Genomic DNA, 26,499 nt, shown 5'->3' on the forward strand with positions numbered 1-26,499 from the left:
TCGCCGACCAGGTAGTCCGGCGGGTCGAGGGTGGAGGGCTCGTTCATGTAGTGCTCGGTCAGCGCGCCGAAGATGTCGCCGGCCGACTCGTTCATCCCGCCCTTCTCGTTGCCGCTGCCGCCGCTGGAGCCGCCGGGCGTGGTCTGGAAGATCGCGTGGCCGTTCTCGTGGCCGACGACGTCGACGGACGTGGCCAGCTTGGTGTTCGCCTGGTTGTGGCCGAAGTTGGTGTAACTGCCGTTCCAGTAGGCGTTGACGTCGTTCAGACCCACGCGCGAGGGGAAGCCCCGGCCGTTGCCGTTCGTCCCGTTGCGGCCGAGCCATGCCTTGAGCATGTCCCATTCCTTCTGGACCGCGTACAGCACGTCCACGCAGCCGGTCTCCAGGTTCGTCCCGCTGCCGTTGCCCCAGGCGCTGTCACTGCCGGTGTAGGCCGAGCCGCCCTGCCCGCCGCACTGGTGGCCGGGACGTGCGGGGTCGGTCATCGACGTCGCCGCGGTGCTCAGGTCCACCGTGCCGTGATAGAAGCTTCGGTCATCGGCGGCGTCGCGGACGTCATCGAACGTCCGGACGACCTTGCCGGTCTTGGCGTCGACGAACACGTGCAGCTTCGTCTCGCCCTTCTTCTGGTGACCGGTGACGACCGTTTCGTAGACCAGACGTCCCTTGCCCTCCGCCAACACGGTGAGGCGGGGGGTGGAGACCGTGTCGACCTTCGCGACCTTGCCACGCGACACCGCGGCGGCCTTCGCCGCCTGGATCGTTGGCTTGGTGCCGACGTCGAGCGTCGAGGTCTGGTTGGCCGAGGTGCTCAGCACACCGCCGTCGGCGTTCGTGGTGACGACGATGTCGCCGCCCAGGACCGGCAGGCCGTCGTAGGTGCGCTGGTACTCCACGTACTGCAGGCCGCGCAGGCCCGAGGTGACGTTCGTACGGAAGATCTTGTCTTTCGGGGCCTTCATGAACTCCGCCGGCTTGGCGGCCACGAAGGTGTCGGCTGAGACCGCCGCGAGCGTGCGGGGGTCCGGCTTGGCCGGGATCGTGCGGGCGGTCGCTCCTGTGGCGGGGACGGACATCGCCACGGCGAGGCCGGCCGCCAGCGCGGCCGCCCCGATCGCGGTCTGGTGTCTCACAGGGTGCTCCTTCCACGGGCCCTGCGGCACAGGGCGCCCGAAGCCTCATGTGGGAGCGCTCCGCGACGCCCTTGTCGCCAGGGGGATTGGGGACGTGTCGCTCATACGGGATGAGCTGCCCGAAGTGCACCCTGTCGGACTTGAACGTGTCAATATTTTCAAAGCAGCATGAATTTTCACAAACCAGGAACTGAAAGACTGTAGACGAGACAACTTCCCTGGTGAGCAGCATTCGGCCCAGCCCCACGAGAGTTACGGCCGGCACCGGATCCCGGTGAACGAAGATTGGAGCCCGGGTATCCGCGTAGCGGCGGGGCTGGCGGATGTCCGGGCGCTGGCCCCGCTGGTCCCGCGGGCGGCCAAGATGCCCAGCGAGAGCGCGGAGCCGGCACACGCCGCCGCGTGCGCCAGCTGCGGGGTCGGCTCGTGCGGAATTCCCTTCAGCCCGTTGACGCCCGAGTCATGGTTGACGCGTGCAGACTCCACCATCGTCACATCGCCGATCAGTTGTGCCCGTTCGATGTGCCGAGCCACTGCCTGCGCGGTGCCTGTGGATTTGAACAAGTACCAAGAATCATTGGGCAGATAACCTGGGAAACTCGGCCTTCGACATCGTCCCGTAACTCCCGGCGCTCCCGACGAGATTGGTTTTCGAGACCGATTTGAGCAACCAATGGGTCAGTAGGAGTAGCCCGCGAACTTCCCCGGTAGGCGTCTGCCGTCCATGGCGGCCTTCGGGCAGACGGTGCGCCAGGACTGCTCCACCTGATCAAGCTCTGCGGAGTTGAGCCCGGCCCAACGGCTGGTGAGCTGCCGGCCCTCCATCCGCAGCCGCAGTGTCGCGGTTCCCGCTCCCGGGCCGAGCAGCGACGGGTGGTCGGGATCGTAGTCGTGGCCCCGGTGGGTGATGTGCACCGTGTTCACCATGCGGGGGTCGTGGTCGGTGGTCCGCCCGCTGACGCGGTGAACGCGGATGCGGCGCGGGACGTCGTCGACGACTGTCACCCGGACAAAACGCCGCCTGTCCCGCAGCCAGTAGGCCGTGGCCCAGGCCGCGTAGACCGATGCTCCGCAAAACGTCGCGACGGAGACGAACCACTCGTCGCCCAGCCAGAGCAGGCCACCGAAGCCGGCGAGGGCGGCCGCCGCCGCGACATGGCGGAGCCACCGCAGGCCCCAGCCGTTCCGGTCAGCGGCCTCCCAGAGCAGATCATCCTCTAAACGCACACGGCCATCATCGATCCGGACCGGGCTTGGTGCTAGTAACGCTTCCGCTCCTTCCCGCCGTCAATTGTGAGGACCTGTCCGGCGATCCAAGCCACCCCATCCGAGGCCAGGAAGGCCGCCCCGGGCCACGTCCCCCGGCGCGCCCTGGTAGCCGTAGCCGAAGCTGAGAAGATGCTCACCCAGGCCCTCCGACAACCGCCCACAGCGGCAAGCACACGAGGCGGCCGAGTCTCAAGGGCTCAGGGCGAGGGTCATTGGGTCGGTTGGTCGAGGTTGCCGTGGGCTTCGGCCGAGAGGTCCTGGCCGTCGGCCCAGGTCTTGAGCCGGTCGGCGTAGGCCTGCTGGATCATCGGGTAGAAGCCCTGGCCGAACAGCACCCGCAGGGGCGGGGCGTCGGAATCGACGATCTTGAGGAGGGTCCTGGCCGCGGCGGCCGGGTCTCCGGCGGGCTGCTTGCCCGCGACCTGGGCGAGGTGCCGGCGGAGATCGTCGTAGGCCGGGTCGGGCTCGGCCATGTGACCGTTGGCGAGAGGGTCGGGGTTCTTCCCGGACCTGGTGGCGAACCCGCCGGGCTCGATCACGGTCACCTTGATCCCGAAGCCGGCGACCTCGCCGGCGAGAGCTTCGTTCAGGCCCTCCACCGCCCACTTCGAGGCGTGATAGGCGCCGCCCAGCGGCATCGCGATGAGGCCGGCGGCCGAGGACAACTGGATGATGTGCCCCGAGCCCTGTTCGCGCAGGTAGGGCAGTGCGGCCTGGACGACCCACACCGCACCGAACAGGTTGGTCTCCATCTGGTCGCGCAGATCCTGCTCGGTCAGCTCCTCGACCGCGCCGACCTGAGCGTACCCGGCGTTGTTGACGATGACGTCGAGACGGCCGAAGTGCTCCACGGCCCGCTTCACGCCCGCGAAGACAGCGGCCCTGTCGGTCACGTCGAGCGCGACCGGCAGCACCGCGTCGCCATAGGTGGCGACCAGTTCATCAAGGCTTTCGGTGTTCCGGGCGGTCGCAGCGACCCCGTCACCGCGGGACAGTGCGGCCTCGACGAAGTTACGGCCCAGACCACGGGACGAACCGGTGACGAACCAGACCTTGCTCATGATGACGTTCCGTTCCTTCGGAAGTGGCTTTCGAGCACCAGACACCGACGACCAGATCCCTGTGACAGCGGTCGGCTGGCCTGTGCCACGGAGACTTCTACCGAGCTAGAGGCGGCCGGTGCGGGGAGCGGGCAGGGGCGCTCACGCCGACGGGCAGGCCAGCCGCACCGCCGACGCGGGCGCCCTGGAACCGCTACGCGCCCGGCGAGCGCAACAGAAGGTCGAACCGCCAGAGAACTACCAGCAGCCGTTCCGCGGCACGGAACCTCGAACGGTCTCCAGTGCCGGGGGCCATGAGCGGATGTTAGGCTAACGTACTAGTTCGTCCATTAGAGGGGGCGCGGTATGCGCAGGTCGATCGCGACCGTGTCGCTCAGCGGGTCGCTGGCGGACAAGCTGACGGCCGTCGGGGCCGCGGATTCGACGGGGTCGAGATCTTCGAGAACGATCTTCTCGGCAGCGACATGAGTCCCGAGGACGTGCGCCGCCGGGCGGCGGACCTCGGCCTGACCATCGACCTCTACCAGCCGTTCCGCGACTTCGAGGCGGTGCCGCCGGACCTGCTCGCCGCCGGGCTGCGGCGCGCGGAGCACAAGTTCGCCGTGATGGAGCGGCTCGGTGCCACGCGGCTGCTCGTCTGCTCGAACGTCTCCGCTGCGGCGATCGACGACGACATGCTCGCCGCCGAGCAGTTGAGGCTGCTCGCGGAGCGCGCCGCGGAGCACGGTATCGAGATCGCCTACGAGGCGCTCGCCTGGGGGCGGCACGTCGACGACTACTTCCACGCCTGGCAGATCGTTCGCGCCGCCGACCACCCCAACCTGGGGGTGTGCCTGGACAGCTTCCACATCCTGGCCCGCGACGTCGACCCGTACGCGATCCGCACGATCCCCGGAAACAAGATCTTCTTCCTCCAGCTCGCGGACGCGCCGGCCTTGCCGATGGACGTCCTCTACTGGAGCAGGCACTACCGCTGCTTCCCCGGACAGGGGGACCTCGACGTGACGGGGCTCGTCGACCACGTCCTGCGGACCGGGTACGACGGCCCGCTGTCCTTGGAGGTCTTCAACGACATCTTCCGGCAGGCAGCGGCGATGCGCACCGCCCAGGACGCCATGCGCTCCCTCATAGCCCTGGAGGAGGGGGTCGCACAGCGGGCGGGTGGCTCCGCGTCCGCCGGCGGGGCGCTTCCCCCTCCGGTCGTCCCGACCGGGTTCGCCTTCGCCGAGCTGGCCGCGCCGTCGGCCGGGCCGGTCGGCGAGGTGCTGGGCGCGCTGGGATTCGTCCGCGCCGGACGGCACACCGGCAAGCCGGTGGAGCTGTGGGAGCAGGGGGCGGCGCGCATCCTGGTCAACAGCGGGAGCGCCGAAGGCCGGGACGGGCCGGCGCTCGGCGCCATCGGGCTGGAGACGCCCGACCCGGCCGCGTCGGTCAAGCGCGCCGAGGCGCTCCTGGCGCCCGTCCTGCCCCGGCTGCGCGGCCCTCAGGACGCGCCGCTGGACGCCGTCGCCGCTCCGGACGGGACCGAGGTGTTCTTCTGCCGTACGGCCCGGCCGGACCATTCGAGCTGGACCGACGACTTCGCGCAGGACCGCGGTCCCGCCGGTGCGGCGACGGGCGAGATCACACACATAGACCATGTGGCACTCACCCAGCCCTGGCACCACTTCGACGAGGCGTCGCTGTTCTACAGGAGCGTGCTCGGGCTCCGGCCGCACGACAGCCTGGAGCTGCCCGACCCCTACGGGCTGATGCGCAGCCGCGCGGTGTCCACCGAGGACGGCGGGGTGCGGGTGGCGCTCAACGTGGCCTATGTCGGGGCGCACGACGGCAGGGACGATCTGGCCTGGCAGCACGTGGCGCTGGCGAGCGCGGACATCGTGGCGACCGCGCGGCGGATGCGTGCGGCAGGGGCCGCGACGCTCGTCGTTCCGGACAACTACTACGACGACCTCGAAGCCCGGTACGACCTGGGCGCGGAGCGGCACCTCCTGCTCCGGGAACTCGGGCTGCTCTACGACCGGGACGACCGCGGGGAGTTCCTGCACTTCTACACCGCGACCATCGGCCGGGTGTTCTTCGAGATCGTCCAGCGGACGGGCGGCTACCGGGGGTACGGCGCGGCCAATGCGCCGGTCCGGCTGGCCGCGCAGCACGCCCGGCGAACCCGCCGCGCCCCACACTAGGATCTGGTCCGTCAGCCATCACCATTGCGGAGTCACATGTCGACGCGGTCCGTCACACCCGCCTCGGGAGAGCGTCAGCGCGACGCCGACCGCACCCGGGCGGAGATCCTGGACGTCGCTCAGCGGGAATTCGCGCGGCACGGTTACGCCGGTGCCCGGGTGGACGACATGGCGGCGCTCATGCGCACCACCAAGCGGATGATCTACTACTACTTCGGCGGCAAGGAGAAACTGTACCTCGCCGTGCTGGAGAAGGCGTACGCCGAGGTCAGGAAGCTGGAGTCCGCCATCGACGTGCGGCATCTGGCACCGGTGGAGGCGATCCGCACGCTGGCCGAACTCACCTTCGACCACCACGAGGCGCATCCCGACTTCATCAAGCTCGTCAGCATCGAGAACATCCACCAGGCCGAGCATCTGCGCGAGTCGCGGATCCTCGCCGATCTCAGCGGCCCGGTCGCCGACCTGATCTCGCAGATCCTCGCCGCCGGCCGCGCGAGCGGCGACTTCGTCGCCGACGCGGACGCCGTCGACGTGCACATGATGATCAGTTCGTTCTGCTTCTTCCGGATCGCCAACCAGCACACGTTCGGGGTGCTGTTCGGCCGCGACATGACGGCGCCGGAGCACCGGGACCGGCACCGCGAGATGATCGGCGACATGGTCGTCGCCTATCTGACCGGCGCCGGACGCGGAGGACCCCGGGAGGGCCGGGGGTAGGCGGACGCGCGCCCGGCGGTCAGCCGATCTCGGCCGGGAAGGCGCCGGCGACCGACACCGCGTCGCGAAGAACCGCCCCCAGGGAGTTCGGCACGCCTGCCGCCTCGCCGACCAGGCGGAAGGGTGTCCCGGTGTTCGCCGGGAGCCACCTCGGCCGTTCCGGGCCGGAAGCCGGCTCGGGTGAGACCAGAACCGGGCCGGGAGCGGCGATCTCCTCCCGGCCGGCAGGGCCTCGCACGACCAGGTGATCGGTTCCGACGCGCACGACGCGTCGTCCCAGCAGGATGCGCACCGCCGGGGCCAGCGGGCGATGGGCAGCATCCTCGCCCGGGGGCCGACCTCGGGCGCCAGTGTCTCGCGCGCGGCGATGATCTGGACGCGGCCGCCGTGGACGGCGATGTGGTCGGCGACGGCCATCGCGGCCTGGTCGGCGCCCCAGATCGTGCACTGCTCCGGCGGTTCGCCGCCCTCCCTGAGCCACTCCGCGATCTCGGTGACGTGCGGGGGCCCGGCGCCCTCGACCTCGGGGAGGCGGGGCGCGCGTCCGGTGGCGACGACGACCGCGTCCGGCCGCCAGGCGGGCGGTCTCCAGGCCCGCCGGTCCCCCACCGACGACGATCACGCCGCCGGACGGCCCAAGCCGCGAGGACGGCCGGGCAGTGCCGCTCCGCCGGGGCTCCGGCGCGCCGACGTCAGGGTTGACCGAGCACGGCACGGGCGAGCCGCCGTGCAGGCTGTCGATGCAGACGTTGCAGGCGATGCACGGCCGGAACGGCTCGCCTGCGAGGACACGGCGCGGCCATCGGTGGTCGGCGTGCAGGGCCCGGGCCATGCTCACGAAGTCGGCGCGGCCGCGGACGACGACCTCCTCGGCGACCTGCGGATCGCTGATCCGTCCCGCCACGCCCACCGGCAGGCCGAGCGTCCGATAGGGCTCCGCGTGGTCGGCCAGGATCCCGGGGGCCACTCCCCCGGCTGCACCATCCACTGCGCAGCCTCGTAGTTGCCGGCCGACACGTCGATGAAGTCGATCAGATCGAGGCGGGCCGCCCGGACCAGATCCAGGGTCCGGGCGGCGTCGAGCCCGCCCGGCACGCCCTCGAAGGCGGAGATCCGGATGCCGACGCACAGCTCCGGCGCGGCGTTCCGAACGGCCGCGAGGACCAGGTCGAGGAACCGCATCGGGTCGGCGAACTCGTCCGTCCGGAGGTTGGTCAGCGGGGAGAGGAACTGGTGCACCAGGTATCCGTGGGCGGCGTGCACCGACAGGACGTCCACGCCGGCCTCCCGGCAGCGTCGCGCGGCCCTTCCGTAGCACTCGACGAGGTCGTGGACCTCCTCTCCGCCGAGTACGGCGGGCATGTCCCCGCCGGCGGGCGGGCAGGGCACTGCGGACGGTGCGACCGGCGGCAGTCCGCTGACGCGGCTCCGCACCGTGCGACCGCCGTGGTTGAGTTCCACGCCCGCTTTCGCGCCGTGCTCGTGGACGGCCGCGGCCATGGCGGCGAGTCCCGGGATGTGGCGGTCCTCAGCGACGCCCGCTTGACGTGCGCGCCCCCTGCCATCGGCGCGGACGTAGGTGGCCTCGCTGAACACCAGCGCCGCTCCGCCTTCCGCGCGGGCCGCCAGGTAGTCGATGTAGGCGCGCGTCATCCCGGCCTTCGAAGCGGTGGAGCCGCATCACTTCTCCTGTGGTGCCGGGACGCGCCGGCCGGCTCCGGGTCTGCGGTAGACGAAGCCCGGCCGCGCGCCGGTGTCCTGGGCGGCGGCCATGGCGGGCTCGCGCACGAGGTGGTGGTCGGGGGAAAGGGAGCAAGCCGGGTCGGTGCGCGCGGCGTCCCCGGTGAGCGCGAAGGCCTGGCAGCGGCATCCGCCGAAATCGGTCTCGCGGCGCGGGCAGTCCCCGCACGGGCCGGTCATCCAGCCGGTGCCCCGGTAGGCGTTGAACGCCTCCGACTCGGTCCAGATCCAGGCCAGTGAGTTGCCGCGAACGTTCGGCGGGCGCAGGTCCGTCATCGCGTAGGCGGCCGGGCAGGGCAGCGCGGTCCCGTCTGGCGCGACCGTGATGGACCGCGCCCCCCATCCGCCCATGCACGGTTTGGGGACGCCTTCGTGGTAGTCGGGCATCACCCACACGAGCTCGGGCCCGCCTCCGGTCGACCGGTGTTCGGCGACCGTCGTCTTGGCACGCTCTAGTTGCTCCCGGGACGGCAGCAGAGCGGTTCTGTTGCGCAGGGCCCAGCCGTAGAACTGGGCGTTGGCCAGCTCGATGCGGTCGGCGCCCCAGCGCGCGCCCAGCTCGAGAATCTGTGGCAGATGGTCGAGATTGTGCCGGTGGAGGACGATGTTCAGCCCGAACGGCAGTCCGGACGCGCGGACCAGCTCGGCGGCATGCGCCTTCGCCGCGAACGAGGCGCGCCCGGCGATGAGGTCGGAGTTCGCCGGGTCGGCGTCCTGCACCGACAGCTGCACGCTGTTGACGCCGGCGCCGGCGAGGGCGTCCAGCCGTTCGCGGGTCAGACCGAGGCCGCTGGTGACGAGCTGGGTGTAGACGCCCGCCCGTCCGGCCGCGGCCGCGATCTCCTCCAGGTCCTCGCGGAGCAGCGGTTCGCCGCCCGAGATGTGCGCCTGGACGATGCCGAGTCCGGCGGCCTCGGCGAAGACGCGCGCCCACTCGTCCGCCGCCAGCTCGGTGCTGCGCCGGACCAGCTCCAGGGGGTTGGAGCAGTAGGGGCAGTGCAGCGGGCACGTGTGGGTCACTTCGGCGAGCAGTGCCCAGGGTGCGGCGGGTTCGCTCAACGCAGCCATCCCTCCGTGCGGATTCTCGTGAGGAAGTCGGGGACGTCCTTGTCGAGCGGGGCGTCCGGGTAGGTGCGGGCGAGTTCGGCGATGATGCCGGTCAGGGTGCGCCGCCCGTCGCAGAGCCGCAGGATGCGGCCGCCCTCCCGGCTGAGCAGGACGGCGCGTTCGGGCATGAGCAGCAGCTCGGCGTCGCGGACGCGGTCGTACCGCAGGAGGACGGACCGGGCCAGAGCCGGCCGCCAGGGTTCGGCCGGTGCGGCGACGGCCGGGGCCACCGGGGCGGCGTCAGCGGCCATCGGCCGTCCCGGTGCGTTCGTGGGACGCGTGCTCGACCGCGTCCAGCAGGGTCCAGAGGACGTCGCACTTGAGGGCGAACGCCGCCAAGACCTTCTCCTGGTCGGCGCGGGTCTCGGTCCACCGGTGCACGAGGGCGAGCGCCTCGTCGGCGTCGCGGCGGCCCTGCCGGACCCGGACCTGGAAGTAGCGCAGCCCTTCGGGCTCGATCCACGGGTAGTGGCGCTCCCAGGCCCCGATGCGCGTGACCATGAGGTCCGGCGCGAACAGCTCCGTCAGCGACGACGCGACGGCTTCGAGGGGCGAGCCGAGGCGGCAGAAGTTGAGGTATCCGTCCACGGCGAACCGCACGGCCGGAAGGACGCCCTCGCCCGACAGCAGCAGGACGCGGTCCAGCCCGGCGGCCTCGCCGAGCCGCAGCCACCGCTCGATTCCGCCGGCGTCGTCGGGAGCTCCTCCGTCGCCGTCCCGGCCGTCGTGGTCGTGGATGCGCCGGATCCAGCTCCGCCGCAGCTCCCGGCTGTCCAGCTTGGCCAGGATGATCGCGTCCTTGATCGGGATGTTGCGCTGGTAGTGGAAGCGGTTGAGGATCCAGCAGCGCAGTTCCTCCCGCGACAGCAGGCCCTCGTGCATGCGCAGGTTGAAGGGGTGCCGGTGGTGGTAGCGCTCGGCGGCGGTCTCGCGGAGGCGCCGCTCCAGCTCGTCCGGCGTCCAGGGGCGGGTACGGGAGCCGCCGGGCGCGGGACGGGACGGGGCCGTGCTCACAGTTCGATCACCAGGCCTTCCGGTGCCACCTCGACGCCCATCGCCGCGAGGGTGCGATGCCCCTCGTGGCCCGGGTCGACGAGGGGGTTGGTGTTGTTCAGGTGGGTGTACAGGCGCCGGGCCGCGGGCAGCGCCGCGAGCCGCTCCGCCGTCCCGCCGGGACCGGTGATCGGCAGGTGGCCCATCTCGGTGGCGGTCTTGCGGGTGAAGCCGGACCGGCGTGGTTCCTCGTCGTCCCAGAAGGTCCCGTCGACGATGACGCAGTCCGCGGCGGCGAGCGCGGCGGCGAGGCCGGGTGACCAGTCCGCGACCGCCGGGGCGTACACGAGGCTCCTGCCGCTGCCCCGGTCGGTGACGTGAAGGGCCACCGACCAGGGGCCGCCGGGGATGTCGAGATCGGCCGCGTAGCGGGGTCGCTTGCCCGACACCCGCACGGCGCTGATCTCCAGGTGGCCGGAGCCGTCCAGCGGGACGGGCCCGTCCTCCGGCAGGTCCGTCCAGGCGAGGTCGGCGTAGTGAGCGAGGACGCGGTCGAGGCGCAATCCGCTCTCCAGCGCGGCGCGGACGGTGCCGGTGGCGGCGATCCGCAGTTGCTGCGCCTCCCGGAGCCGCAGGAGGCCGAGCGTGTGGTCGAGTTCGCCGTCGGTGAGGATGACCCCCGCGACGGGGCTCCGGTCCCGGGACCGCGGCCGCAGCGCCGCACTCGATTCGATCTGCTCGGCGATGTCGGGCGTGGCGTTCACCACGTGCCACCGGCCCTCGCCCGCCTCGATCGCGACCGAGGCGTGCCGGCGGCGCCATCGCGGGTGCGCGCGGGCGGCGGCGCACCCGTGGCACGCGCAGTTCCACTGGGGGACGCCGCCGCCCGCGGCGGTGCCGAGTATCCGCACCCGCATCGTCACGAGGTCAGAGCTCGGCGCCGAAGTAGGCCGTGACCTCCATGGAGGTCTCGACGATCTGGTAGCCGGGCGTCGACCAGGCGGAGCCCTGGTCACCGGCCGGGGCCGCCGGCCGGGCCTCCCCGGTCTCGGTGGTCGCGGCCTCGGTGTCGGTGGTGTGCGCGGTCATCGCTGCTTCCCTTCCGTTGATGGATCCGGTAGGCCCGGGGCACCGCCCCGGGCGGCTCACTGGACGACGATCTTCCCGGTGCTCTGCGGGAAGACGGGGTCGTTGTAGAAGTACTCGCCGCGCCCGGTGAACCTGTGCTTGTAGGACTCACCGGGCTTGAGCCGCCCGCTGTTGAAGACGTGCTCGAAGAACGACGCGGCGCCGTGGGAGTGCTCGTTGCCGGCGGGGTTGACGAAGGTGACCTCGGTCCCGACCGGGACCGTCAGGTGCTGCGGTGACATGGCGTTCTGGGCGACGGTGTTCTCCTCGCCGCCGGGCGCGCCGGCCGCGGGGTCCCAGATCCGGCCGAGCGTGACGGTGTCGTTCACGGCGCTGCCCGCGACCGCCGCCGCGCGGATCTGGTTCCGCCTGGACGGCGGCGTGGGCGCGGGCGCGGGGCCGACCTTGCCGCCGAGCTTGAACGCCCAGAGGTGGTCGCCCTTGGGGATGTCGGGGTAGGGCAGCCCGCTGCCGCCGGCGAAGACCGCGATGTACTGCTCGCCGTCGATCTCGTAGCTGATCGGGCTGGTGTGGACGCCCGCGCCGCACTGCCACGTCCACAGGTCGCGGCCGTCGGCGTCGTCCATGGCGACGAGCACCCCGTCCGGCCGGCCCTGGAACATCACGCGCCCGGCGGTCGTGAGAATGCCGTTGCCGTGGGCGAGGGACCAGTCGCCCTCCTTGCGCCACACGGGCTTGTTCGTGCGCGGGTCCACGGCGGCGAGGCCGCCCGAGAAGTATTCCCCGAGGGGGCGCGCGGTGTTGACGCGCCCGCCGTTGGTGTTGGAGTAGGACGAATTGATCAGCCCGTAGCCGACGTAGACGAACCCGGTGTGCGGGCTGAACGACAGGTACGACCAGTCCGCGCCGCCGCCCGCGCCGGGGAACAGGATGGTGGCGTCGTCCCAGAACGGCGTGAAGATCTCACCGGTCGGGTAGTACGGCACCGGCCTGGTGGTGTCGTGGAAGCTCGGGGCCTGGTGGACGAACGGCTCGCCGCCGGGGAAGGGCTGGGTGGGCCAGGTCTTCTGGCGCGGCTCCTGCGGGACGGGCCGCTCGGTGATGCCGTGCACGGGCCTGCCGGTCGCACGGTCCAGGATGTAGTACATCCCGACCTTGCTGCCGTAGACCACGACCCTGCGCTTGCGGTGACCGATCTGCAGGTCGATCAGCACCGGGGCCATGACGTTGTCGTAGTCCCAGATGTCGTGGTGGACGGACTGGAAGTGCCAGCGGCGCTTCCCGGTCTTGGCGTCGATGGCGACCAGGCAGTTGGAGAACAGGTTCGCGCCGCCCCGGGTGGAGCCGTTCGTCCGGGGGTAGGGGTTGCCGAACGTCCAGTAGACCAGGCCCAGCTCCGGGTCGACCGCCGGGTGGATCCAGCAGACGGCCCCGCCGGTCTTCCAGGTTTCGCCTTCCCAGGTGTCGTTTCCGTACTCGCCGGGGCCGGGCGTGCCCCAGAACGTCCAGGCGACCTCGCCGGTCCGGGCGTTCAGCGCGTAGCCGCGGCCGCGGGCCCCGGCGGTGCTGCCCTCGGTCCCGACGTAGATGAGGCCGTCCCAGTAGACGATGGCCCCGGCGAGCCCGCCGCGGTTGCCTCCGCACTGGCCCTCCTGGGGGTCGCAGGACGGGTCGCCCTCCCCGGCGATGAGCAGCTCGCGCTGCCAGACGACGGCGCCGGTCCTCTGGTCCAGGGCGTAGACGATGTTCTCGCCGGAGGTGGTGAAGACCAGCCCCTCCCCCAGCCCCACCCCGCGCATGTTGGTCTGCCGGGCGCCGACGCCGGTCCGCCACTTGACCTCGCCGGTCCGGCCGTCGACGGCGAACACGTTCTGCTGGGCGGTCTGCACGTACAGGACGCCGTCCTGGGCGACGATCGTGCTCTGCTGCGAGCGGCCGGAGGTGCTGCCCCCTTCGAGGTTGACGTGCCAGGCGCCGCCGAGGCGCCTGACATTGCCGCGGTTGATCCCGCGCAGCGTGGAGTGGTTCTGGTTGGCGAGGTTCCCGCAGACCTTCGGGAAGTCGCGTCCGGTGGGACCGAACGCGGCCGGCTGGCGGGGCACCGGCAGCGCGAGCCGGGAGCCGGCCGTCTGGGCCTGCGCCTCCGGAGCACGGAGCGGCGCGAAGGCCATGGTGCCGCCGACGGCCGCGGCCGCACCGGTCAGGAAGTTCCGTCGTTCCATGCCCGCTTCCTCTCATGGTCCGCTAGGCGGACTTGAAGGTCCAGTGAACGGACGCCACGGTAAGTCGGTTTCCGGCCCCTGACAAGAGGCACCGAAGGAACTCGTCGCACAAAACCATCGTTTCGTCGCCCAGAAGAGCCGCAGGAGTCGCAGTGCATGCTCGGGTATTGCCGCCGCCGAGCTTCACATGAGATGTTCCTTGAACCTCTTGACGGTCCAACTAGACCACTAGACGGACCATAGAGGCCGCTCGCCAGGAAGGAACCCGTTCCATGAGGAGACCCTCGTCCCGCCTCGCCACCGCGACCGCCGCCGCGCTCGGCACGGCCGCGGTGCTCGTCACCACGTCGCTGCTCACCGGGGTGCCCGCCACCGCGGGCGGCCCGCTCGCCAAGCCCAAGGACCGCGGCGCCCAGGAGCTCGGCGACCCCGACTACGGCGTGTGCCGCGGCACCGACCCGCGCTGCTACCACGACTGGGGCAACTTCGACGCGTCGAAGGGCTACCGGATCCTCGTCTACAGCCGGACCGCCGGGCCACGGCACGCCAACCTCGGGCCCGCTCTCCCGCCGGGCATGAACCCCGCGCTCGGCGACGCGAACGCGGCCCAGAAGGCCCTGGTGGAGATGGGCCGGAAGAACGGGTTCTCCGTCGACTGGACCGAGGACGTGGCGCAGCTGGCCTCCCCGGCCAGGCTCTTCGGCTACAACGCGGTCGTGTTCCTCAGCACCAGCCGCGACACCCTCGACGACGCGGCCCAGACGTCCTTGCGCCAGTACATCCGGGGCGGCGGCGGATTCGTCGGCGTCCACAACGCGTTCGGGACCGAGTACAACTGGCCGTGGTACGAGGGCCTCCTCGGCGGCGCCAACTTCTACGACCACCCGCGAGAGCAGCCCGGAACGGTCCAGACCGTCGACCGCAAGGACGTCTCCACCGCGGGGCTGCCGAGCCGCTGGGCCTTCACCGACGAGTGGTACAACCTCGTCCCCTTCCCGAGCCGCGTGCGGTTCCTGGCGACCGTGGACGAGGGGACCCTGACGCAGGGGATCGCGGGCAACATGAACCACCCGGGCCACGGCTCGCTCCACCCGGTGGCCTGGTGCCAGTACTACGACGGCGGACGCGCCTGGCTCACCACCCTCGGCCACGACGCCAAGGCGTTCACCGATGACGGCGGCTCCTTCGCCGGGGCGAAGGAGTTCCAGAGCCTGCTGCTCAACGGGATCGAGTCCGCCATGGGCAAGAAGCCCTTCTGCCGCTGACGCACGCGGGGCGGGCGCCCCACCGTGCCGCCTCCCCCACCTGTCGCCGCCCGGATCGCGTTCCGGGCGGCGACAGGTGGCGCGAGTGTCGGGCAGGAACGGGCGACCGCGCCTCAACGTCCGCAGGCGCGGTGTGCAGCGCCCGCCCGCACTACAGGCCCAGGTAGATGCGGCGGACGCGGACGTCGTCGCGCAGCTCGGCGGAGGTGCCGGTCATGGCCACCTCCCCGTTCTCCATGACCACGCAGTCGCTCGTCGCCTCGAAGGTCAGCTTGGCGTTCTGCTCGACCAGCAGCAGGCTCAGCCCCTCCCCGCGAAGCCGCAGCAGCACGGCGAGGATGTCCTCCACGAGCTTCGGCGACAGGCCCATGGACGGCTCGTCCAGCAGGATCAGCCGCGGCCGGGCCATCAGCGCCCGGCCGACGGCCAGCATCTGCTGCTGCCCGCCGGACAGGGCGCCGGCGAGCCGGGAGCGCATCTCTCCCAGCACCGGGAACAGCTCGTAGACCTCGGCGAGGCTCTCCCTGGTCGCGGAGTCGCGCCACGACCGGGCGTAGGCGCCCAGCATCAGGTTCTTCTCTACTGTGAGGCCGGGGAAGACGTGCCGCCCCTCGGGGACGTAGCCGATGCCGTGCCTGACGACGTCGCGCGCCCTGACCTTCGCCAGGTCGGTGCCGCCGAAGGTGACGCGGCCGCCGCTGCGCGGCACCAGGCCCATCAGCGCCTTGAGCGTGGAGGTCTTGCCCGCGCCGTTCGCGCCGATGATGCCCACCGACTGGCCGGGCTCGACGGTGAAGCCGATCGAGCTGACCGCGCACACTCCCCCGTAGTGGACGGACAGGTCCTCCACGGTGAGGGTCGCCCCCTCCCTTTCCGGAGGCGGCTTCTCGCGCCGGGTTCCGGCGGAGGTCGTGTCGGCGTTCATGAGGTCACCTCGCTGGTGTCCGGGAGGGGCATGCCGGCCATGGCGGAGTCTCCGAGGTAGGCCTCGATCACCGCGTGGTCGGCGACCACCTCGGCGGGCGTGCCCTCGGCGATCACCGAGCCTCCGGCGAGCACGGTGACCCGCTCGCACAGCGACATCACCAGGCCCATGTTGTGCTCGATGAGGACGACGGTGACGCCGCTGTCGCGGATCGAGCGGACGATCTCGGCGAGCTGGCGGACCTCCTCGCCGTTCAGCCCGGCCGCCGGCTCGTCGAGCAGCAGCAGGCGCGGCCCGGACGCCATCGCGCGGGCGATCTCGATGCGCCGCTGGATGCCGTAGGGCAGCGCTCCCGGCGCGGCCCCGGCGAACCCGGTCAGCCCGAAGCGGTCGAGCAGCTCGTCCGCCCGCCGGTGCAGCCGGCGCTCCTGCCGCCAGATCCCGACGGGCCACAGCGCGTACCGCCAGATCGCGCGGGTGCGGGACCGGTCCAGCGCGACCAGGAGGTTGTCCCGGACGTTCAGCTCCCCGAACAGGCGCAGGTTCTGGAAGGTGCGGGCCACGCCCAGCATGGAGAGCCGGTACGGGCGCGATCCCGACACGGTCCGCCCGTCCAGCAGGACCCGGCCCCCGGACGGTCTGTAGAAGCCGCTGATGACGTTGAACAGCGTCGTCTTCCCCGAGCCGTTCGGGCCGACGATGCCGCGGATCTCTCCCCGCCGCACCGTCAGCGTGACGTCCTTGAGCGCCTTGAGACCGCGGAAGTGCTTGGCGATCTCCCTGATTTCCAGGATCGGCTCCCCGTCCGGGCCGGCGCCGCCGTCCGCTGGTTCGGCGCCGGCGGTTCCGGCGGGCTCGGCGGCCTCGTACGGCCGGAACGGGCGCAGGACGGCGCGCTCGGAGGTCCGGCCCCGGCGGCGGTCCACCAAGGTCTTCACCCGTGCCGGGACACCGGCGAGCCCCGTCGGCGCGAACACCACCATGAGGACCACCACGACGCCGAAGCCGAGCTGGGCGTAGGTCGGGTAGTCGACGAGCTGCTCGCGGACGAGCGTCAGCCCGACCGCGCCGACGACGCAGCCGACGAGGCTCTGCCGTCCGCCGATCACCACCATCGCGAGCAGCAGGAACATGTTGGCGATGTTGAAGGTGTCGGGCGCGACGTAGCGGATCAGCCCGGCGTAGAGGATGCCGGCGAGGCCGCCGAACACGCTGGAGAGCATGAACGCGGTCATCCGCAGCAGCGGGATCTCCGCACCGACGGCGCCGGCGGCCAGCGGGTCGTCCCGCATGGCCATCATCCTGCGGCCGAGCCCGGTCCGGACGACGAAGAGCCCGAACGCCAGCGCGATCGCGAACACCACCACTTCGAGGTAGTAGTAGAGGTACTCGCTGGACAGGTCGATGCCGAACATCGGCGGGACGGGGATTGCGGAGATGCCCTCGGCGCCTCCGGCCGTCTTGGCGTTGGTCGTCCAGTTGATGAACCCGAGCGCGAGCCCGAGGGTGACGATGCCGAGGTAGTGCGACTGCATGCGCAGCGCCGGGATGCCCACCAGCAGCCCGATCAGGGCCGTGGCCACGAGCGCGATCAGGGCGGCGGGCCAGAACCCGAGCCCCTTGTCGGTGGTGAGGATCGCGGTGGCGTAGGCGCTGACCCCGAAGAAGGCCACCTGCGCGAGGTTGATCTGGCCGGCGATCCCCATGGCGAGGCCCATGCCGATGGCCAGCAGCGCGAACACCAGCGCGATGTTGACGACGTGGATGGCGTAGCCGCCGAGCTGGTACGGCAGCAGCCAGGCGACCAGGACGAGCGCGGCGAGCGTCGCGAGCCCCGGGGTGCGGCGGTGGTGCAGGAGCGCGGTCATGCCCGGCTCACCGTCGTCTCGCCGAACAGGCCGGTCGGCCTGATCATGATGGCCGCGGTGAACACGAGGAACACCACGAGTTCGGAGTAGCCCTGGAAATGCCCGGCGGCGAACGAGTCGAGGATCCCGATGAGGAAGCCGCCGGCGATCGCCCCGGGCACGTTCCCGCAGCCGCCGAGCATGGCGGCTGCGAAGCCCTTGATTCCGATGGTCCCGCCCATGGTCGCGTTCACGTACAGCAGCGGGCCGACGAGGCCGCCGGCCAGGGCGGCGAGCCCGGCGCCGACGGCGAAGGCGATGGCGTTGCTGCGGCCGACGTGGATGCCGACCGCGGTGGCGGCCTCGTGGTCCATGGCGACCGCCTGCATGGCGGCGCCCATCTTCGTCCGCTGGAGGAAGCCGACGAGCAGCAGCACCGCGAGCGCCGCGATGAGCAGCACGACGAGGTCGTAGGTGCGCACCCGCAGCCCGAGGAACTCCAGCGGCGCCGCCTTGACCGGGGACGCGACGGCGCGGCCGGTGGCGCCCCAGATGAGCACCGCGACGGCCTGCAGGACCATCCCGAAGCCGATCGTGCCGATCAGCATCAGGGTGAAGTCCTTGTTCTCCAGCGGGCGCAGGACCCGCTCGATGAACAGGCCGATGAGGGCGGTGATGGCGATGGCCAGCGCCATGGCGAGGGCGAAGGGCAGCTTGCTGGACATGTAGAAGGTGGAGGCGGTGTAGGCGCCGATCATGAGCACGTCCGCGTGCGCGAAGTTGACCAGGCCCATGGTGCGGTAGACGAGGGAGAACCCCATCGCGACGAGGGCGTAGATCGCGCCGAGGCTGAGCCCGCCGATGAGTGTCTGGAGGAAGACCTGCATGGTTCTCTTTCTGACGCGGGCCGGCGGAGGGGCCGGCCGGGGACGGGGGCGGGCGGCCGGGCACCGTGCTCGGTGCCGGCGTCCGGCCGCCGACGCCCGTCCGGCCGCCGGATCAGGTTCCGGCCTCGACGACCGTCCCGTTCTTCATGATCCCGATCGTGGTGGCCTTGATGCCGACCCCCGTCTCGTCGTAGGCGAAGTCGCCGAGCAGGCCCTGGTAGCGCACCGCGCGGATCGCGTCGGCGAGCTTCCTGCCGGTCGCGACGCCGCTGTTCTTCAGGGCGGTGAGCAGGATCTGCGCTCCGTCGTAGGCCTTGGCGCCGTGCAGTTCGGCGTCCTCGCCGTAGGCGGCCTTGTAGGCGGCCGCGAACTTCTTGGACGCCTCGCTCACCTCGTTGCTGAGGTAGGGCGAGCTGACGATGGTCCCCTCGGCGTTCTCGGCACCGGCCGTGTCGCGGTACACCGGGGTGCCCTGCGGCGCCGCGCCCGCGAACGGCACGGTGATGCCGAGGTCGCGGGCCTGCTTGACGATCAGCCCCGACTCCACCTCCTCGGCGCCGAGGAAGATCACCTCCGGTGACTTCTGCCGGATCTTGGTGAGCTGGGCGCTGAAGTCCTTCTGGTCGGTGGTGACGACCTCGTCGGCGACGGGCTTGAGGCCCCGGTCGCCGAGCGCCTTGAGGAAGGCGTCGTGCTCGCCCTTGCCGTAGGACCCGTTGTTGCTGATCATCGCGATCTTCTTCAGCTTCTTCTGATCGACGACGTACTTGGCCAGCGTCTCGTCGTAGGTCGTGCTCGTGGGTCCGTTGAGGAAGAGGAACGGGCTCTTCAGAGCCACCATGCCCGGCGACTGCCCCGAGGCGATGTTGGGGATCTCGGCCTGCCGGAGCGAGGGCGCCATGGCGATCGTGACGGCGCTCTCCGCGGTGCCGAGCATCGCGATGTAGCCCTGGCTGTCGATCTTGCGGGCGAGGTTCGTCCCGACCGTGGGGTCGCCCTGGTCGTCGAAGACGTCCAGCCGGATCTTCCGGCCGTTGACGCCGCCCTTCGCGTTCCACTCGTCGACGGCGAGCTTGGCGCCCTTGTGCTCCCACTTGCCGAGCGAGCTCAGTTGCCCGCTCTGGGCGTCGACGACGGCGATCTTGATCGGCCCGCTGCCGCCGGAGCCGGAGTCCTCCGACTCACCGGGGGCACCGCACGCCGCGGTCAGGCCCGCGGCGAGGACTCCGGCGGCCAGGGCGGTGACACGGAGCCTGGGGATGTTGAACATTGCTTCACCTCGGTGGGTGGATGTCGGGGTGGGGTGGGGGTCGGTCGGCTCAGGGGGCGGGCAGCGCGGGGTGGCCGCTGCCGTCGGGGAAGACACCCTGGTAGATGTCGTTGATGTTCCAGTGCCCGGGTGTGGGCACGGGCTCGTTGACCATGGGCACGTCGAGGACCGCCGGGCGGCGGGCGGCGACGGCCGCGCGCAGCGCCGGCAGCAGCGCCTCCGGTGCGTCGATCCGGTGTCCGTCGGCGCCGCACGCCTCGGCGAAGGCGGCGAAGTCGGGGCTGTAGGGCCGTCCGTCCGGGTCGCGGAACTCGCAGCCGTGACTCGCGCCGAAGTTGGCGGCCTGGAGGTCGGCGATGGTGCCGTGGGCGCGGTTGTTCATCACCACGAACACGACCGGCAGGCCCTGCTCGACCGCCATCGGGACGGCCGGCAGCTGGGCGCTCATGCCGCCGTCGCCGACCAGCGCGACCACGACCCTGCCGGGCGCGCCGATCTGGACGCCGACGGCCGCGGCGGGGCCGAAGCCCATGGTGGACGCGCCGCCGGGGGTGATGAACCGGCCCTCGGCGGGCAGCTCGTAGCACTGGGCCACGCCGTTCTTGTTCCAGCCGACGTCGGTGACCAGCACGGCGTCGGGCGGCAGCGCCTCCCGCAGGTCGGCGAGGATCCGCTCGGGCCGGAGCGGGAAGTCGGCGCCGCGTCCGCGCTCGCGGCTCCCCTCGAACAGCTCGGAGCGCGCGACCCGGATGCGCTCGCGCAGGCCCGGGCGTGCCATGGGCTCGGGCCGGACCACCCGCACGGCGGCGTCGATCGCCTGGACGGCGAGGGTCACGTCCGCGACGGCACCGATCTCCACCGGGTAGTTACGGCCGATCTCCGCGGGGTCGATGTCGATCTGGATGAGCCGCCCCGGCGCCTCCCCGTGGGCGGCGGCGGTGCCGAGGTTCCAGGTGTGGCGCGGATCCCACGAGCTGGCGTCGGTCTCGGCGAAGCGGGTGGCCAGGGCGAGGACGACGTCGGCCGAGCGGGCGTAGTCGTTGGTGGTGCGCAGCCCCCAGAAGCCCGGCATGCCGAGTAGCAGCGGGTGGTCGTCCGGCACGGCGCCCTTGCCCATCAGCGAGTGGACCAGGGGGACGTCGAGGTGCTCGGCCAGGGAGAGCAGGGCACGGCGGCCCGCCTCGCCGCGCAGGCCGCCGCCGAGGTAGATCAGCGGCCGTTCGGCCTCGGCGAGCCGGACGGCGATCCGCTCCGCGACGTCCGCGGGCAGCGCGGGCGCCGCCTCGTGTGCCGGGAGCGGATGCTCGGCCGGGACGACGGGCCGCGAGAACAGGTCCATCGGCACGTTGAGCAGCACCGCGCCGGGGCGTCCGGTCGACGCCGTCCAGAAGGCGCGCTCGGTGAAGCGGGCGAGGTCCTCGGCCCGGTGGACGTGCCAGGCGCGCTTGACGAAGGGCCGGTAGATGGCGGTCTGGTCGGCGTCGGCGTGGAGGTTGACCTCCTGGTGCGGGTGCCGGCCGTGGTAGTAGGACGGGATGTCGCCGGCGATCGCGACCAGCGGCACCGAGTCCAGCGCGGCGGTGGCGACGCCGGTGACGGCGTTCATCATGCCCGGCCCGACGTGAACGAGCAGGACGCCGGGCTTGCCGGAGGCGCGGGCGTAGCCGTCGGCGGCGTGCGCGGCGGCCTGCTCGTGCCGCGCGATGACGAAGGTGATGGGACTGCGGCCCAGCGCGTCCAGCAGGGCGATGTTGGTGTGGCCGCAGGTCCCGAAGACGTACTCGACGCCGTAGCCTTCGAGCTGCCGGACGAGCGCCTCCGCCGCGGACACCGCCACGGCGCTGTCCTCACGGGGGTGGACGTCCACGGTCATGAGGCGTTCTCCTCGGTTCGGGGAAGGCTGATCCAGGTCTTGCCGGCGGCGCCGGCGGCCCGCGCGAACGCCGCGGGGGCCTCGGCGAGCTCGAAGCGCTCGCGCAGCACCCTGCCGGGGCGAAGGTCGTGCTCGGCGAGCGTCGCGATCGTGCGGGGGAAGTCGGCCGGGTGGTCGTAGATGAGGCAGCCGCGCACGGTCAGGCGCCGCTGCACGAGGGTGAAGGTGGACAGGCGGGCGTGCCGGGCGCTCTGGCCGACGACGATGAGTGCGCCGCCGGGGGACGTGCGCTCCAGCGCCTGCTCGAACGCCTCGGGAACGCCGGAGGTCTCGATCACCACCGGGAAACTCGTCCGGGAGGGCGGGTCGGAGGCGTCCTCGGCGCCGAGTTCCCGCGCCAGTGCGCGGCGGCCCGGGTGGGGTTCGACGACGAACGGGACGCCCCCGGCGTGCGTGACGGCCACCGAGACCAGCAGGCCCTGGGAGCCGGCGCCCACGACCAGGCATCTGTCCCCCGGGGCGAGCCCGCTCATGCGGACGGCGTTGAGCGCCACGGTGAGCGGCTCCACGCAGGCGACGTCGGTGTCGTCCCACCCGTCCGGGACGGGCCAGGCGAAGCGCGCCGGGACCGCGACGCGCTCGGCCAGCAGGCCGGGTTCGGAGATGCCGGCCGCCCGGCGGCTCCGGCAGCCCGCCGTGGCGCCCGACCGGCACGGCGCGCACCGCAGGCACGGATAGTTGGGTTCGACGACGACGCGCTGCCCGGGGAACCGGTCGGCGACCCGGTCGCCTGCGGCGACGACCACGCCGAACGCCTCGTGCCCGAGCACCCACGGCAGGGCGGGCACGGAGCGGTGGCCCGAGACGACCGCCAGGTCGGAGCCGCACAGCCCCACCCCGTGGACCGCGACGACGACGTCGTCCGGCCCGCAGGCCGGCTCGGGCCGGTCGTCCACGACCTCCACCGTCTCCGGCGCGACGAGCGCGACCGCCTTCACGCGGCGCCCCACAGCGAGGTGCCGCGAAGCACCAGCGTCTTCACGACGGTGTAGTCCTCGATCATGCAGCGCGGCGACTCGCGTCCGAATCCCGAGTCCTTGACGCCGCCGAACGGCACGTGGTCCAGGCGGTAGTTGGACGAGCCGTTGACGATCAGCCCGCCGACCTCCAGCTCGCGCCAGGCCGTGACGATGCGATCGAGGTCGCGGGTGAACAGTCCAGCCTGGAGGCCGTACCGGCTCCGGTTGCACTGCTCGACCACGCCGGCGAAGTCGTCGTAGGGCATGACCGCGACCAGCGCGCCGAAGACCTCCTCGCGGACGAGCGAGGCGCCGGGCGGCGGATCGGCCACGACCGTCGGCAGGGCGGTGGCCCCGTCGCGGCCACCGCCGAGGAGCACGCGCGCCCCCTGCTCGGCGGCCTCGGCGCTCCATCGCACCACCCGTTCGGCGGCCTCGTCGTCCACCATCGATCCGACGTCGGTGCCCGGATCCAGCGGGTCGCCCACGGTCAGCGACCCCACCTCGGCGGTGAAGCGGTCCAGGAAGTCCTCGAAGCGCGAGCGGTGGACGTAGACGCGCTGGACGGAGATGCAGCTCTGGCCGGAGTTGCTGTAGCCGGTGCGGGCGCAGATCCGGGCGGCCTCGGCTATGTCGGCGTCCTCGCACACGATCGTGGCGGCGTTGCCGCCCAGCTCCAGCACCAGGCGCTTGGCCCCGGCCGCCCTGGCGACGGCCGCCCCGGTGGCGGCGCTCCCGGTGAAGCTGATGACGGCGACCTCCTCCGCCGCGCACAGCTCGGCGCCGACCGCGCCGTCCCCGTGCAGCAACTGGACGGCCTCGACGGGCATCCCCGCCTCGACCAGCAACGCGACGACGGCCGTGGAGACGGCGGGAGCCTGCGGCGGCGCCTTGACGATCGTGGTGTTGCCGGCGGCGAACGAGGCGCCCAGCTTGTGCGCGAGGAGGTTGGCCGGCGCGTTGAAGGGGGTGATGGCGAGCGCCACGCCCGCCGGGGCCCGGTAGGTGAAGGCGGTGTCACCGGTCCCGCGGGCCCATCCGGCGACGGGAAGGGTCTCTCCCCCGATCTGCCGCGCCTCGGCGGCGCAGACGGCGAAGGTGTCGGCGACGCGGTCGATCTCGCCCAGGCCGTCCCTGACGGGTTTGCCCAGTTCCAGCGCGAGCAGCCGGGCCAGGTCGTCGCGGTTGTCGGTGGCCGCGCACGAGGCCCGCTCCAGCACGTCCGCTCGCGAGGCGGGCGCCAGCCGGGCCACCGCCCGGGCGTAGGCGCGCGCATGGCCGCGAACGTCGGCGACGTCGGCGGGCGCGGCGGCCGGAGCCCGGCTGACCGTCGTGCGCAGATACGGTCCGACGCGTTCGCTCTGCGGACCCTCCGTCCTCCACCGGCCGCCGATGAGGGCCGCCGCCTGCACCGGCCCTCCCTCGGCGGCGGCCGCGAGCACCGCTTCCAGCATCCATGCCTCCTAATCCGCCAAGCGGACTATTAGTGCCATCATGCGGACTTCGGGTCAACGTAAGGGCCGCCGCCGGGCGCTGACAAGGCCCGGTGCGGAGAAACTTTCGCGCCGCGACTCGGCCGGGAGGGGCTCTCGCACGGGTGCACCTCCACCGATCGAGCCGGAACTTAATGTTCGAACCAGTGAGTTAGTTATAGGTGACCGGGCTCACAAGGGGAAGGGTGCAAGAGAAAAACTTCCCGATCGCCCCACACCGAGACCGACTGACGGTCCAACTAGACCGCTGTATGGACTGCGTGTAACGTACGAACCGTCCCCCGCCCCGGGGCGCGGTCTTCGCCGGTTCCGCGCCCCTCGACCGCGGAGAAACCGGGACACTCGTGCTTCCACCGTCCCGGACCAGAATCGGGGAGAACCAGTGAGCCCAGCGAAGAAGAACGGCGGCGAGCAGGCGGCCGACGCCGGGGGCGTCCGCAGCGTCCAGCGCGCCGTCGAGATCATGTCCCTGCTCGGCGAGGAGCGCCCCGTCATCTCGATTCGCGAGATCGTCGAGGCGACGGGCCTGGCGAAGACGACGGTCATCCGCCTCGTCCAGACGCTGGAGCAGAACGGCCTGCTCTGGGCCGCTCCCAACGGCTACCTTCCCGGGCCCGGCCTGTGGCGGTGGGCGCATCTCGCGCGCAGCAGCTGGGAACTCCCGCCGGAGACCCGCAAGTTCATGCGGGACCTCGGCGCCCGCCGCCGCGAGACGGTGAACCTCTACATGGTCCGCGACATCTACCGGGTCTGCGTCGCCCAGCAGGAGAGCCCGCAGCCGCTCCGGCACGTCGTGCACATCGGCGACGAACTGCCACTCTGGGCCGGCGCGTCTTCCAAGGTCCTGCTGCGCGACGCCCCCGACACCCTCCTGCGCCGCGTCGCCCTGTCCTCCCCCTATGGAGAGGGCCACGTCCAGCGGCTGCGGGAGTGGATCGACGAGGCCGCCCACCTGGGCTGGGCCGCCAGCCACGGCGAGCGGGAGGACGGCCTGTCCGCCGTCGCCGTCCCGGTCGTCGGACGTTCCGGAACCGTCGTCGCCGCCCTGTCCCTCAGCGGACCTACCGTCCGCTTCCCCGACGAGCTCGTCGAGCAGTACGCGGCGGACCTGCGCCAGGTGGCCGAGGAGATGTCCGAACGCGGCTTCGACCACCCGCTCAGCCCCGCACGCTGAACCCGCGTGACCTAAGGAGCTACCGCATGCCACAGCGACCGCTCAGCGGCGTCCGGGTCCTCGACCTGACCAACGTCCTGGCCGGACCGTACTGCAGCTACCAGCTGATGCTGCTCGGCGCCGAGGTCGTCAAGATCGAAGTGCCGGGGCAGGGCGACCTCGCCCGGCACCTCGGCCCGGAGGCCGAGCTGAACCGGACCGGCATCGGCGCCTCGTTCCTGGCGCAGAACGCGGGAAAGAAGTCCGTCGAGATCGACCTCAAGGACGCCGCCGACCGCGCCGACTTCGAGGACATGGTGCGCGGCGCCGACGTGCTCCTGGAGAACTTCCGCGCGGGCGTCCTCGCGAGGCTCGGCTTCGGCTGGCCGCGGCTGCGGGAGCTGAACCCGCGCCTCGTCTACTGCGCCATCTCCGGCTTCGGGCAGACCGGGCCGATGAGCCAGGCGCCCGCCTACGACCAGATCATCCAGGGCCTCTCCGGGATGATGAGCATCACCGGCACCCCCGACACCGCCCCGCTCCGCATCGGCTTCCCCGTCTGCGACACCGTGGGCGGACTGACCGCCGCCCTGCACATCTGCGCCGCCCTGGCGGGCCGCGACCGCACCGGTGAGGGGACGTTCCTCGACGTGTCCATGCTGGAGTCGGCGGTGTCCGCCATGGGCTGGGCGATCTCCAACTACCTCGTCAGCGGCGTCCCGCCCGAGCCCATGGGCACCCAGAACGCCACCGCCGCCCCGTCCGGCACCTTCGCGGCCGCCGACGGCCCCCTCAACATCGCCGCGAACCGCCAGCAGCAGTTCGAGACGCTGTGCGCCCTCATCGACCGCCGCGACCTCCTGGACGACCCGCGCTTCATCGACCGCGAGCAGCGCAAACAGCACCGCGACGAACTGACCGCCGAACTCGAACACTCCCTGCGCCGCCGCACCGCCCGCGAGTGGGAGCAGCTCCTGAGCACGGCCGGCGTCCCCGCCGCGCGCGTCACAACCGTCCCCCAGACGGTCGAGCTCGACCAGCTCGACCACCGCGGCTTCTTCACCGAACTCCCGTTCCCCGACGGCTCCGCGCGCGCGTTCAAGGCCGTCGGCAGCGGCGTCCTGCACGACGGCGAGCCGCTGCGCCCCACCGGCCCCCCGCCCCTGCTCGGCGAGCAGAACCCCGAACGCCGAGCCCTGACGAGCCGCTGGAACGACCGCGACGCCATCACCCCATGACCGACCGCC

22 protein-coding genes and 1 pseudogene are annotated in these 26,499 nt (G+C 71.9%); 5 read left to right on the forward strand and 18 right to left on the reverse strand.

What is annotated here, in order from left to right; translation table 11 throughout:
* The 3 genes from AB0C84_RS11740 to AB0C84_RS11750 form a co-directional block, all read right to left on the reverse strand.
* Nucleotides 1-1,133, reverse strand: a 1,133-nt coding sequence (locus AB0C84_RS11740) for a PepSY domain-containing protein (RefSeq protein ID WP_361064294.1), incomplete at its 3' end; no start/stop codon positions are given.
* Between the two features lie 678 nt (nt 1,134-1,811).
* Entirely contained in the window at nt 1,812-2,360 is a 549-nt protein-coding gene (locus AB0C84_RS11745; protein WP_361064297.1) for a hypothetical protein, read from the reverse strand.
* A gap of 251 nt (nt 2,361-2,611) precedes the next feature.
* A complete protein-coding gene (locus tag AB0C84_RS11750) occupies nt 2,612-3,463 on the reverse strand; it encodes an SDR family NAD(P)-dependent oxidoreductase (protein WP_361064300.1) in 852 nt (283 codons plus the stop codon).
* 464 nt (nt 3,464-3,927) lie between these two features.
* Here AB0C84_RS11750 and AB0C84_RS11755 point away from each other — a divergent pair, with 464 nt between their 5' ends.
* Both AB0C84_RS11755 and AB0C84_RS11760 read left to right on the forward strand, forming a co-directional pair.
* Nucleotides 3,928-5,649: a TIM barrel protein gene (locus AB0C84_RS11755; RefSeq protein WP_361064303.1), complete on the forward strand. Its 1,722-nt coding sequence runs from the start codon at nt 3,928-3,930 to the stop codon at nt 5,647-5,649.
* Between the two features lie 36 nt (nt 5,650-5,685).
* Nucleotides 5,686-6,369 carry a TetR/AcrR family transcriptional regulator gene (locus AB0C84_RS11760; protein WP_361064306.1) on the forward strand — a complete coding sequence of 228 codons (684 nt, stop codon included), beginning with the start codon at nt 5,686-5,688 and terminating at the stop codon, nt 6,367-6,369.
* Nucleotides 6,370-6,388: 19 nt separating this feature from the next.
* Here AB0C84_RS11760 and AB0C84_RS11765 read toward each other — a convergent pair whose 3' ends face one another.
* The 8 genes and pseudogenes from AB0C84_RS11765 to AB0C84_RS11800 all read right to left on the reverse strand — a co-directional run bounded on the left by AB0C84_RS11765 (nt 6,389) and on the right by AB0C84_RS11800 (nt 13,520).
* The gene (locus AB0C84_RS11765; RefSeq protein WP_361064309.1) at nt 6,389-6,661 is read right to left on the reverse strand and encodes a hypothetical protein; all 273 of its coding nucleotides are present in this window, start codon (nt 6,659-6,661) and stop codon (nt 6,389-6,391) included.
* Between the two features lie 542 nt (nt 6,662-7,203).
* Nucleotides 7,204-8,028: pseudogene (locus tag AB0C84_RS11770) on the reverse strand (hypothetical protein); the annotation flags it as partial.
* Between the two features lie 21 nt (nt 8,029-8,049).
* The gene (gene pqqE, locus AB0C84_RS11775) at nt 8,050-9,168 is read right to left on the reverse strand and encodes a pyrroloquinoline quinone biosynthesis protein PqqE (RefSeq protein ID WP_361064312.1); all 1,119 of its coding nucleotides are present in this window, start codon (nt 9,166-9,168) and stop codon (nt 8,050-8,052) included.
* Nucleotides 9,165-9,467: a pyrroloquinoline quinone biosynthesis peptide chaperone PqqD gene (gene pqqD / locus AB0C84_RS11780; protein ID WP_361064315.1), complete on the reverse strand. Its 303-nt coding sequence runs from the start codon at nt 9,465-9,467 to the stop codon at nt 9,165-9,167. Before pqqD ends, pqqE begins: the two co-directional genes overlap by 4 nt.
* Complete coding sequence (gene pqqC, locus AB0C84_RS11785; RefSeq protein WP_361064319.1) at nt 9,457-10,230, reverse strand: pyrroloquinoline-quinone synthase PqqC; 774 nt, start codon at nt 10,228-10,230, stop codon at nt 9,457-9,459. Before pqqC ends, pqqD begins: the two co-directional genes overlap by 11 nt.
* Nucleotides 10,227-11,126 (reverse strand): pyrroloquinoline quinone biosynthesis protein PqqB, encoded by a 900-nt coding sequence (pqqB, locus tag AB0C84_RS11790; protein ID WP_361064322.1) that lies wholly within the window; start codon nt 11,124-11,126, stop codon nt 10,227-10,229. Before pqqB ends, pqqC begins: the two co-directional genes overlap by 4 nt.
* Nucleotides 11,127-11,136: 10 nt before the next feature.
* On the reverse strand, nt 11,137-11,298 hold the full coding sequence (gene pqqA / locus AB0C84_RS11795) for a pyrroloquinoline quinone precursor peptide PqqA (protein ID WP_361064325.1): 162 nt from the start codon (nt 11,296-11,298) through the stop codon (nt 11,137-11,139).
* Nucleotides 11,299-11,354: 56 nt separating this feature from the next.
* Nucleotides 11,355-13,520: a PQQ-binding-like beta-propeller repeat protein gene (locus AB0C84_RS11800; RefSeq protein WP_361064328.1), complete on the reverse strand. Its 2,166-nt coding sequence runs from the start codon at nt 13,518-13,520 to the stop codon at nt 11,355-11,357.
* A gap of 272 nt (nt 13,521-13,792) precedes the next feature.
* Here AB0C84_RS11800 and AB0C84_RS11805 point away from each other — a divergent pair, with 272 nt between their 5' ends.
* Complete coding sequence (locus tag AB0C84_RS11805) at nt 13,793-14,785, forward strand: ThuA domain-containing protein (RefSeq protein ID WP_361064331.1); 993 nt, start codon at nt 13,793-13,795, stop codon at nt 14,783-14,785.
* A gap of 151 nt (nt 14,786-14,936) precedes the next feature.
* On the opposite strand, the gene AB0C84_RS11810 is transcribed toward AB0C84_RS11805, so the two are convergent.
* The 7 genes from AB0C84_RS11810 to AB0C84_RS11840 all read right to left on the reverse strand — a co-directional run bounded on the left by AB0C84_RS11810 (nt 14,937) and on the right by AB0C84_RS11840 (nt 24,060).
* Nucleotides 14,937-15,710 (reverse strand): ABC transporter ATP-binding protein, encoded by a 774-nt coding sequence (locus AB0C84_RS11810; protein WP_258944841.1) that lies wholly within the window; start codon nt 15,708-15,710, stop codon nt 14,937-14,939.
* Nucleotides 15,707-17,578 (reverse strand): branched-chain amino acid ABC transporter ATP-binding protein/permease, encoded by a 1,872-nt coding sequence (locus tag AB0C84_RS11815; RefSeq protein WP_361064334.1) that lies wholly within the window; start codon nt 17,576-17,578, stop codon nt 15,707-15,709. The genes AB0C84_RS11810 and AB0C84_RS11815 overlap by 4 nt, the downstream gene beginning before the upstream one ends.
* Nucleotides 17,575-18,444, reverse strand: a complete 870-nt coding sequence (locus tag AB0C84_RS11820) for a branched-chain amino acid ABC transporter permease (protein WP_258944843.1) — start codon at nt 18,442-18,444, stop codon at nt 17,575-17,577. Before AB0C84_RS11820 ends, AB0C84_RS11815 begins: the two co-directional genes overlap by 4 nt.
* A gap of 112 nt (nt 18,445-18,556) precedes the next feature.
* A complete protein-coding gene (locus tag AB0C84_RS11825) occupies nt 18,557-19,714 on the reverse strand; it encodes an ABC transporter substrate-binding protein (protein ID WP_361064337.1) in 1,158 nt (385 codons plus the stop codon).
* 49 nt (nt 19,715-19,763) lie between these two features.
* The gene (locus tag AB0C84_RS11830) at nt 19,764-21,587 is read right to left on the reverse strand and encodes a thiamine pyrophosphate-binding protein (protein WP_361064340.1); all 1,824 of its coding nucleotides are present in this window, start codon (nt 21,585-21,587) and stop codon (nt 19,764-19,766) included.
* Entirely contained in the window at nt 21,584-22,585 is a 1,002-nt protein-coding gene (locus AB0C84_RS11835; RefSeq protein WP_361064343.1) for an alcohol dehydrogenase catalytic domain-containing protein, read from the reverse strand. Before AB0C84_RS11835 ends, AB0C84_RS11830 begins: the two co-directional genes overlap by 4 nt.
* Nucleotides 22,582-24,060 carry an aldehyde dehydrogenase family protein gene (locus AB0C84_RS11840; protein WP_361064346.1) on the reverse strand — a complete coding sequence of 493 codons (1,479 nt, stop codon included), beginning with the start codon at nt 24,058-24,060 and terminating at the stop codon, nt 22,582-22,584. Before AB0C84_RS11840 ends, AB0C84_RS11835 begins: the two co-directional genes overlap by 4 nt.
* 421 nt (nt 24,061-24,481) lie before the next feature.
* On the opposite strand from AB0C84_RS11840, the gene AB0C84_RS11845 reads away from it, so the two are divergent.
* Both AB0C84_RS11845 and AB0C84_RS11850 read left to right on the forward strand, forming a co-directional pair.
* The gene (locus tag AB0C84_RS11845; protein ID WP_312878942.1) at nt 24,482-25,273 is read left to right on the forward strand and encodes an IclR family transcriptional regulator; all 792 of its coding nucleotides are present in this window, start codon (nt 24,482-24,484) and stop codon (nt 25,271-25,273) included.
* 26 nt (nt 25,274-25,299) lie between these two features.
* Complete coding sequence (locus tag AB0C84_RS11850; RefSeq protein ID WP_361064349.1) at nt 25,300-26,490, forward strand: CoA transferase; 1,191 nt, start codon at nt 25,300-25,302, stop codon at nt 26,488-26,490.
* Nucleotides 26,491-26,499 lie beyond the last annotated feature (9 nt).

The sequence above is a fragment of the Actinomadura sp. NPDC048955 genome (assembly GCF_040649435.1).
Taxonomy (GTDB): domain Bacteria; phylum Actinomycetota; class Actinomycetes; order Streptosporangiales; family Streptosporangiaceae; genus Spirillospora; species Spirillospora luteofluorescens.

Bases quoted from the DNA above. Each gene is read 5' to 3' on its own strand.
- AB0C84_RS11840 (WP_361064346.1), bottom strand. From the start codon at position 24,060: ATGCTGGAAGCGGTGCTCGCGGCCGCCGCCGAGGGAGGGCCGGTGCAG.
- AB0C84_RS11820 (WP_258944843.1), bottom strand. From the start codon at position 18,444: ATGCAGGTCTTCCTCCAGACACTCATCGGCGGGCTCAGCCTCGGCGCG.
- pqqD (WP_361064315.1), bottom strand. From the start codon at position 9,467: ATGGCCGCTGACGCCGCCCCGGTGGCCCCGGCCGTCGCCGCACCGGCC.
- AB0C84_RS11825 (WP_361064337.1), bottom strand. From the start codon at position 19,714: ATGTTCAACATCCCCAGGCTCCGTGTCACCGCCCTGGCCGCCGGAGTC.
- pqqA (WP_361064325.1), bottom strand. From the start codon at position 11,298: ATGACCGCGCACACCACCGACACCGAGGCCGCGACCACCGAGACCGGG.
- AB0C84_RS11805 (WP_361064331.1), top strand. From the start codon at position 13,793: ATGAGGAGACCCTCGTCCCGCCTCGCCACCGCGACCGCCGCCGCGCTC.
- AB0C84_RS11815 (WP_361064334.1), bottom strand. From the start codon at position 17,578: ATGACCGCGCTCCTGCACCACCGCCGCACCCCGGGGCTCGCGACGCTC.
- AB0C84_RS11850 (WP_361064349.1), top strand. From the start codon at position 25,300: ATGCCACAGCGACCGCTCAGCGGCGTCCGGGTCCTCGACCTGACCAAC.
- AB0C84_RS11755 (WP_361064303.1), top strand. From the start codon at position 3,928: ATGAGTCCCGAGGACGTGCGCCGCCGGGCGGCGGACCTCGGCCTGACC.
- AB0C84_RS11760 (WP_361064306.1), top strand. From the start codon at position 5,686: ATGTCGACGCGGTCCGTCACACCCGCCTCGGGAGAGCGTCAGCGCGAC.
- AB0C84_RS11750 (WP_361064300.1), bottom strand. From the start codon at position 3,463: ATGAGCAAGGTCTGGTTCGTCACCGGTTCGTCCCGTGGTCTGGGCCGT.
- pqqB (WP_361064322.1), bottom strand. From the start codon at position 11,126: ATGCGGGTGCGGATACTCGGCACCGCCGCGGGCGGCGGCGTCCCCCAG.
- AB0C84_RS11810 (WP_258944841.1), bottom strand. From the start codon at position 15,710: ATGAACGCCGACACGACCTCCGCCGGAACCCGGCGCGAGAAGCCGCCT.
- AB0C84_RS11800 (WP_361064328.1), bottom strand. From the start codon at position 13,520: ATGGAACGACGGAACTTCCTGACCGGTGCGGCCGCGGCCGTCGGCGGC.
- AB0C84_RS11830 (WP_361064340.1), bottom strand. From the start codon at position 21,587: ATGACCGTGGACGTCCACCCCCGTGAGGACAGCGCCGTGGCGGTGTCC.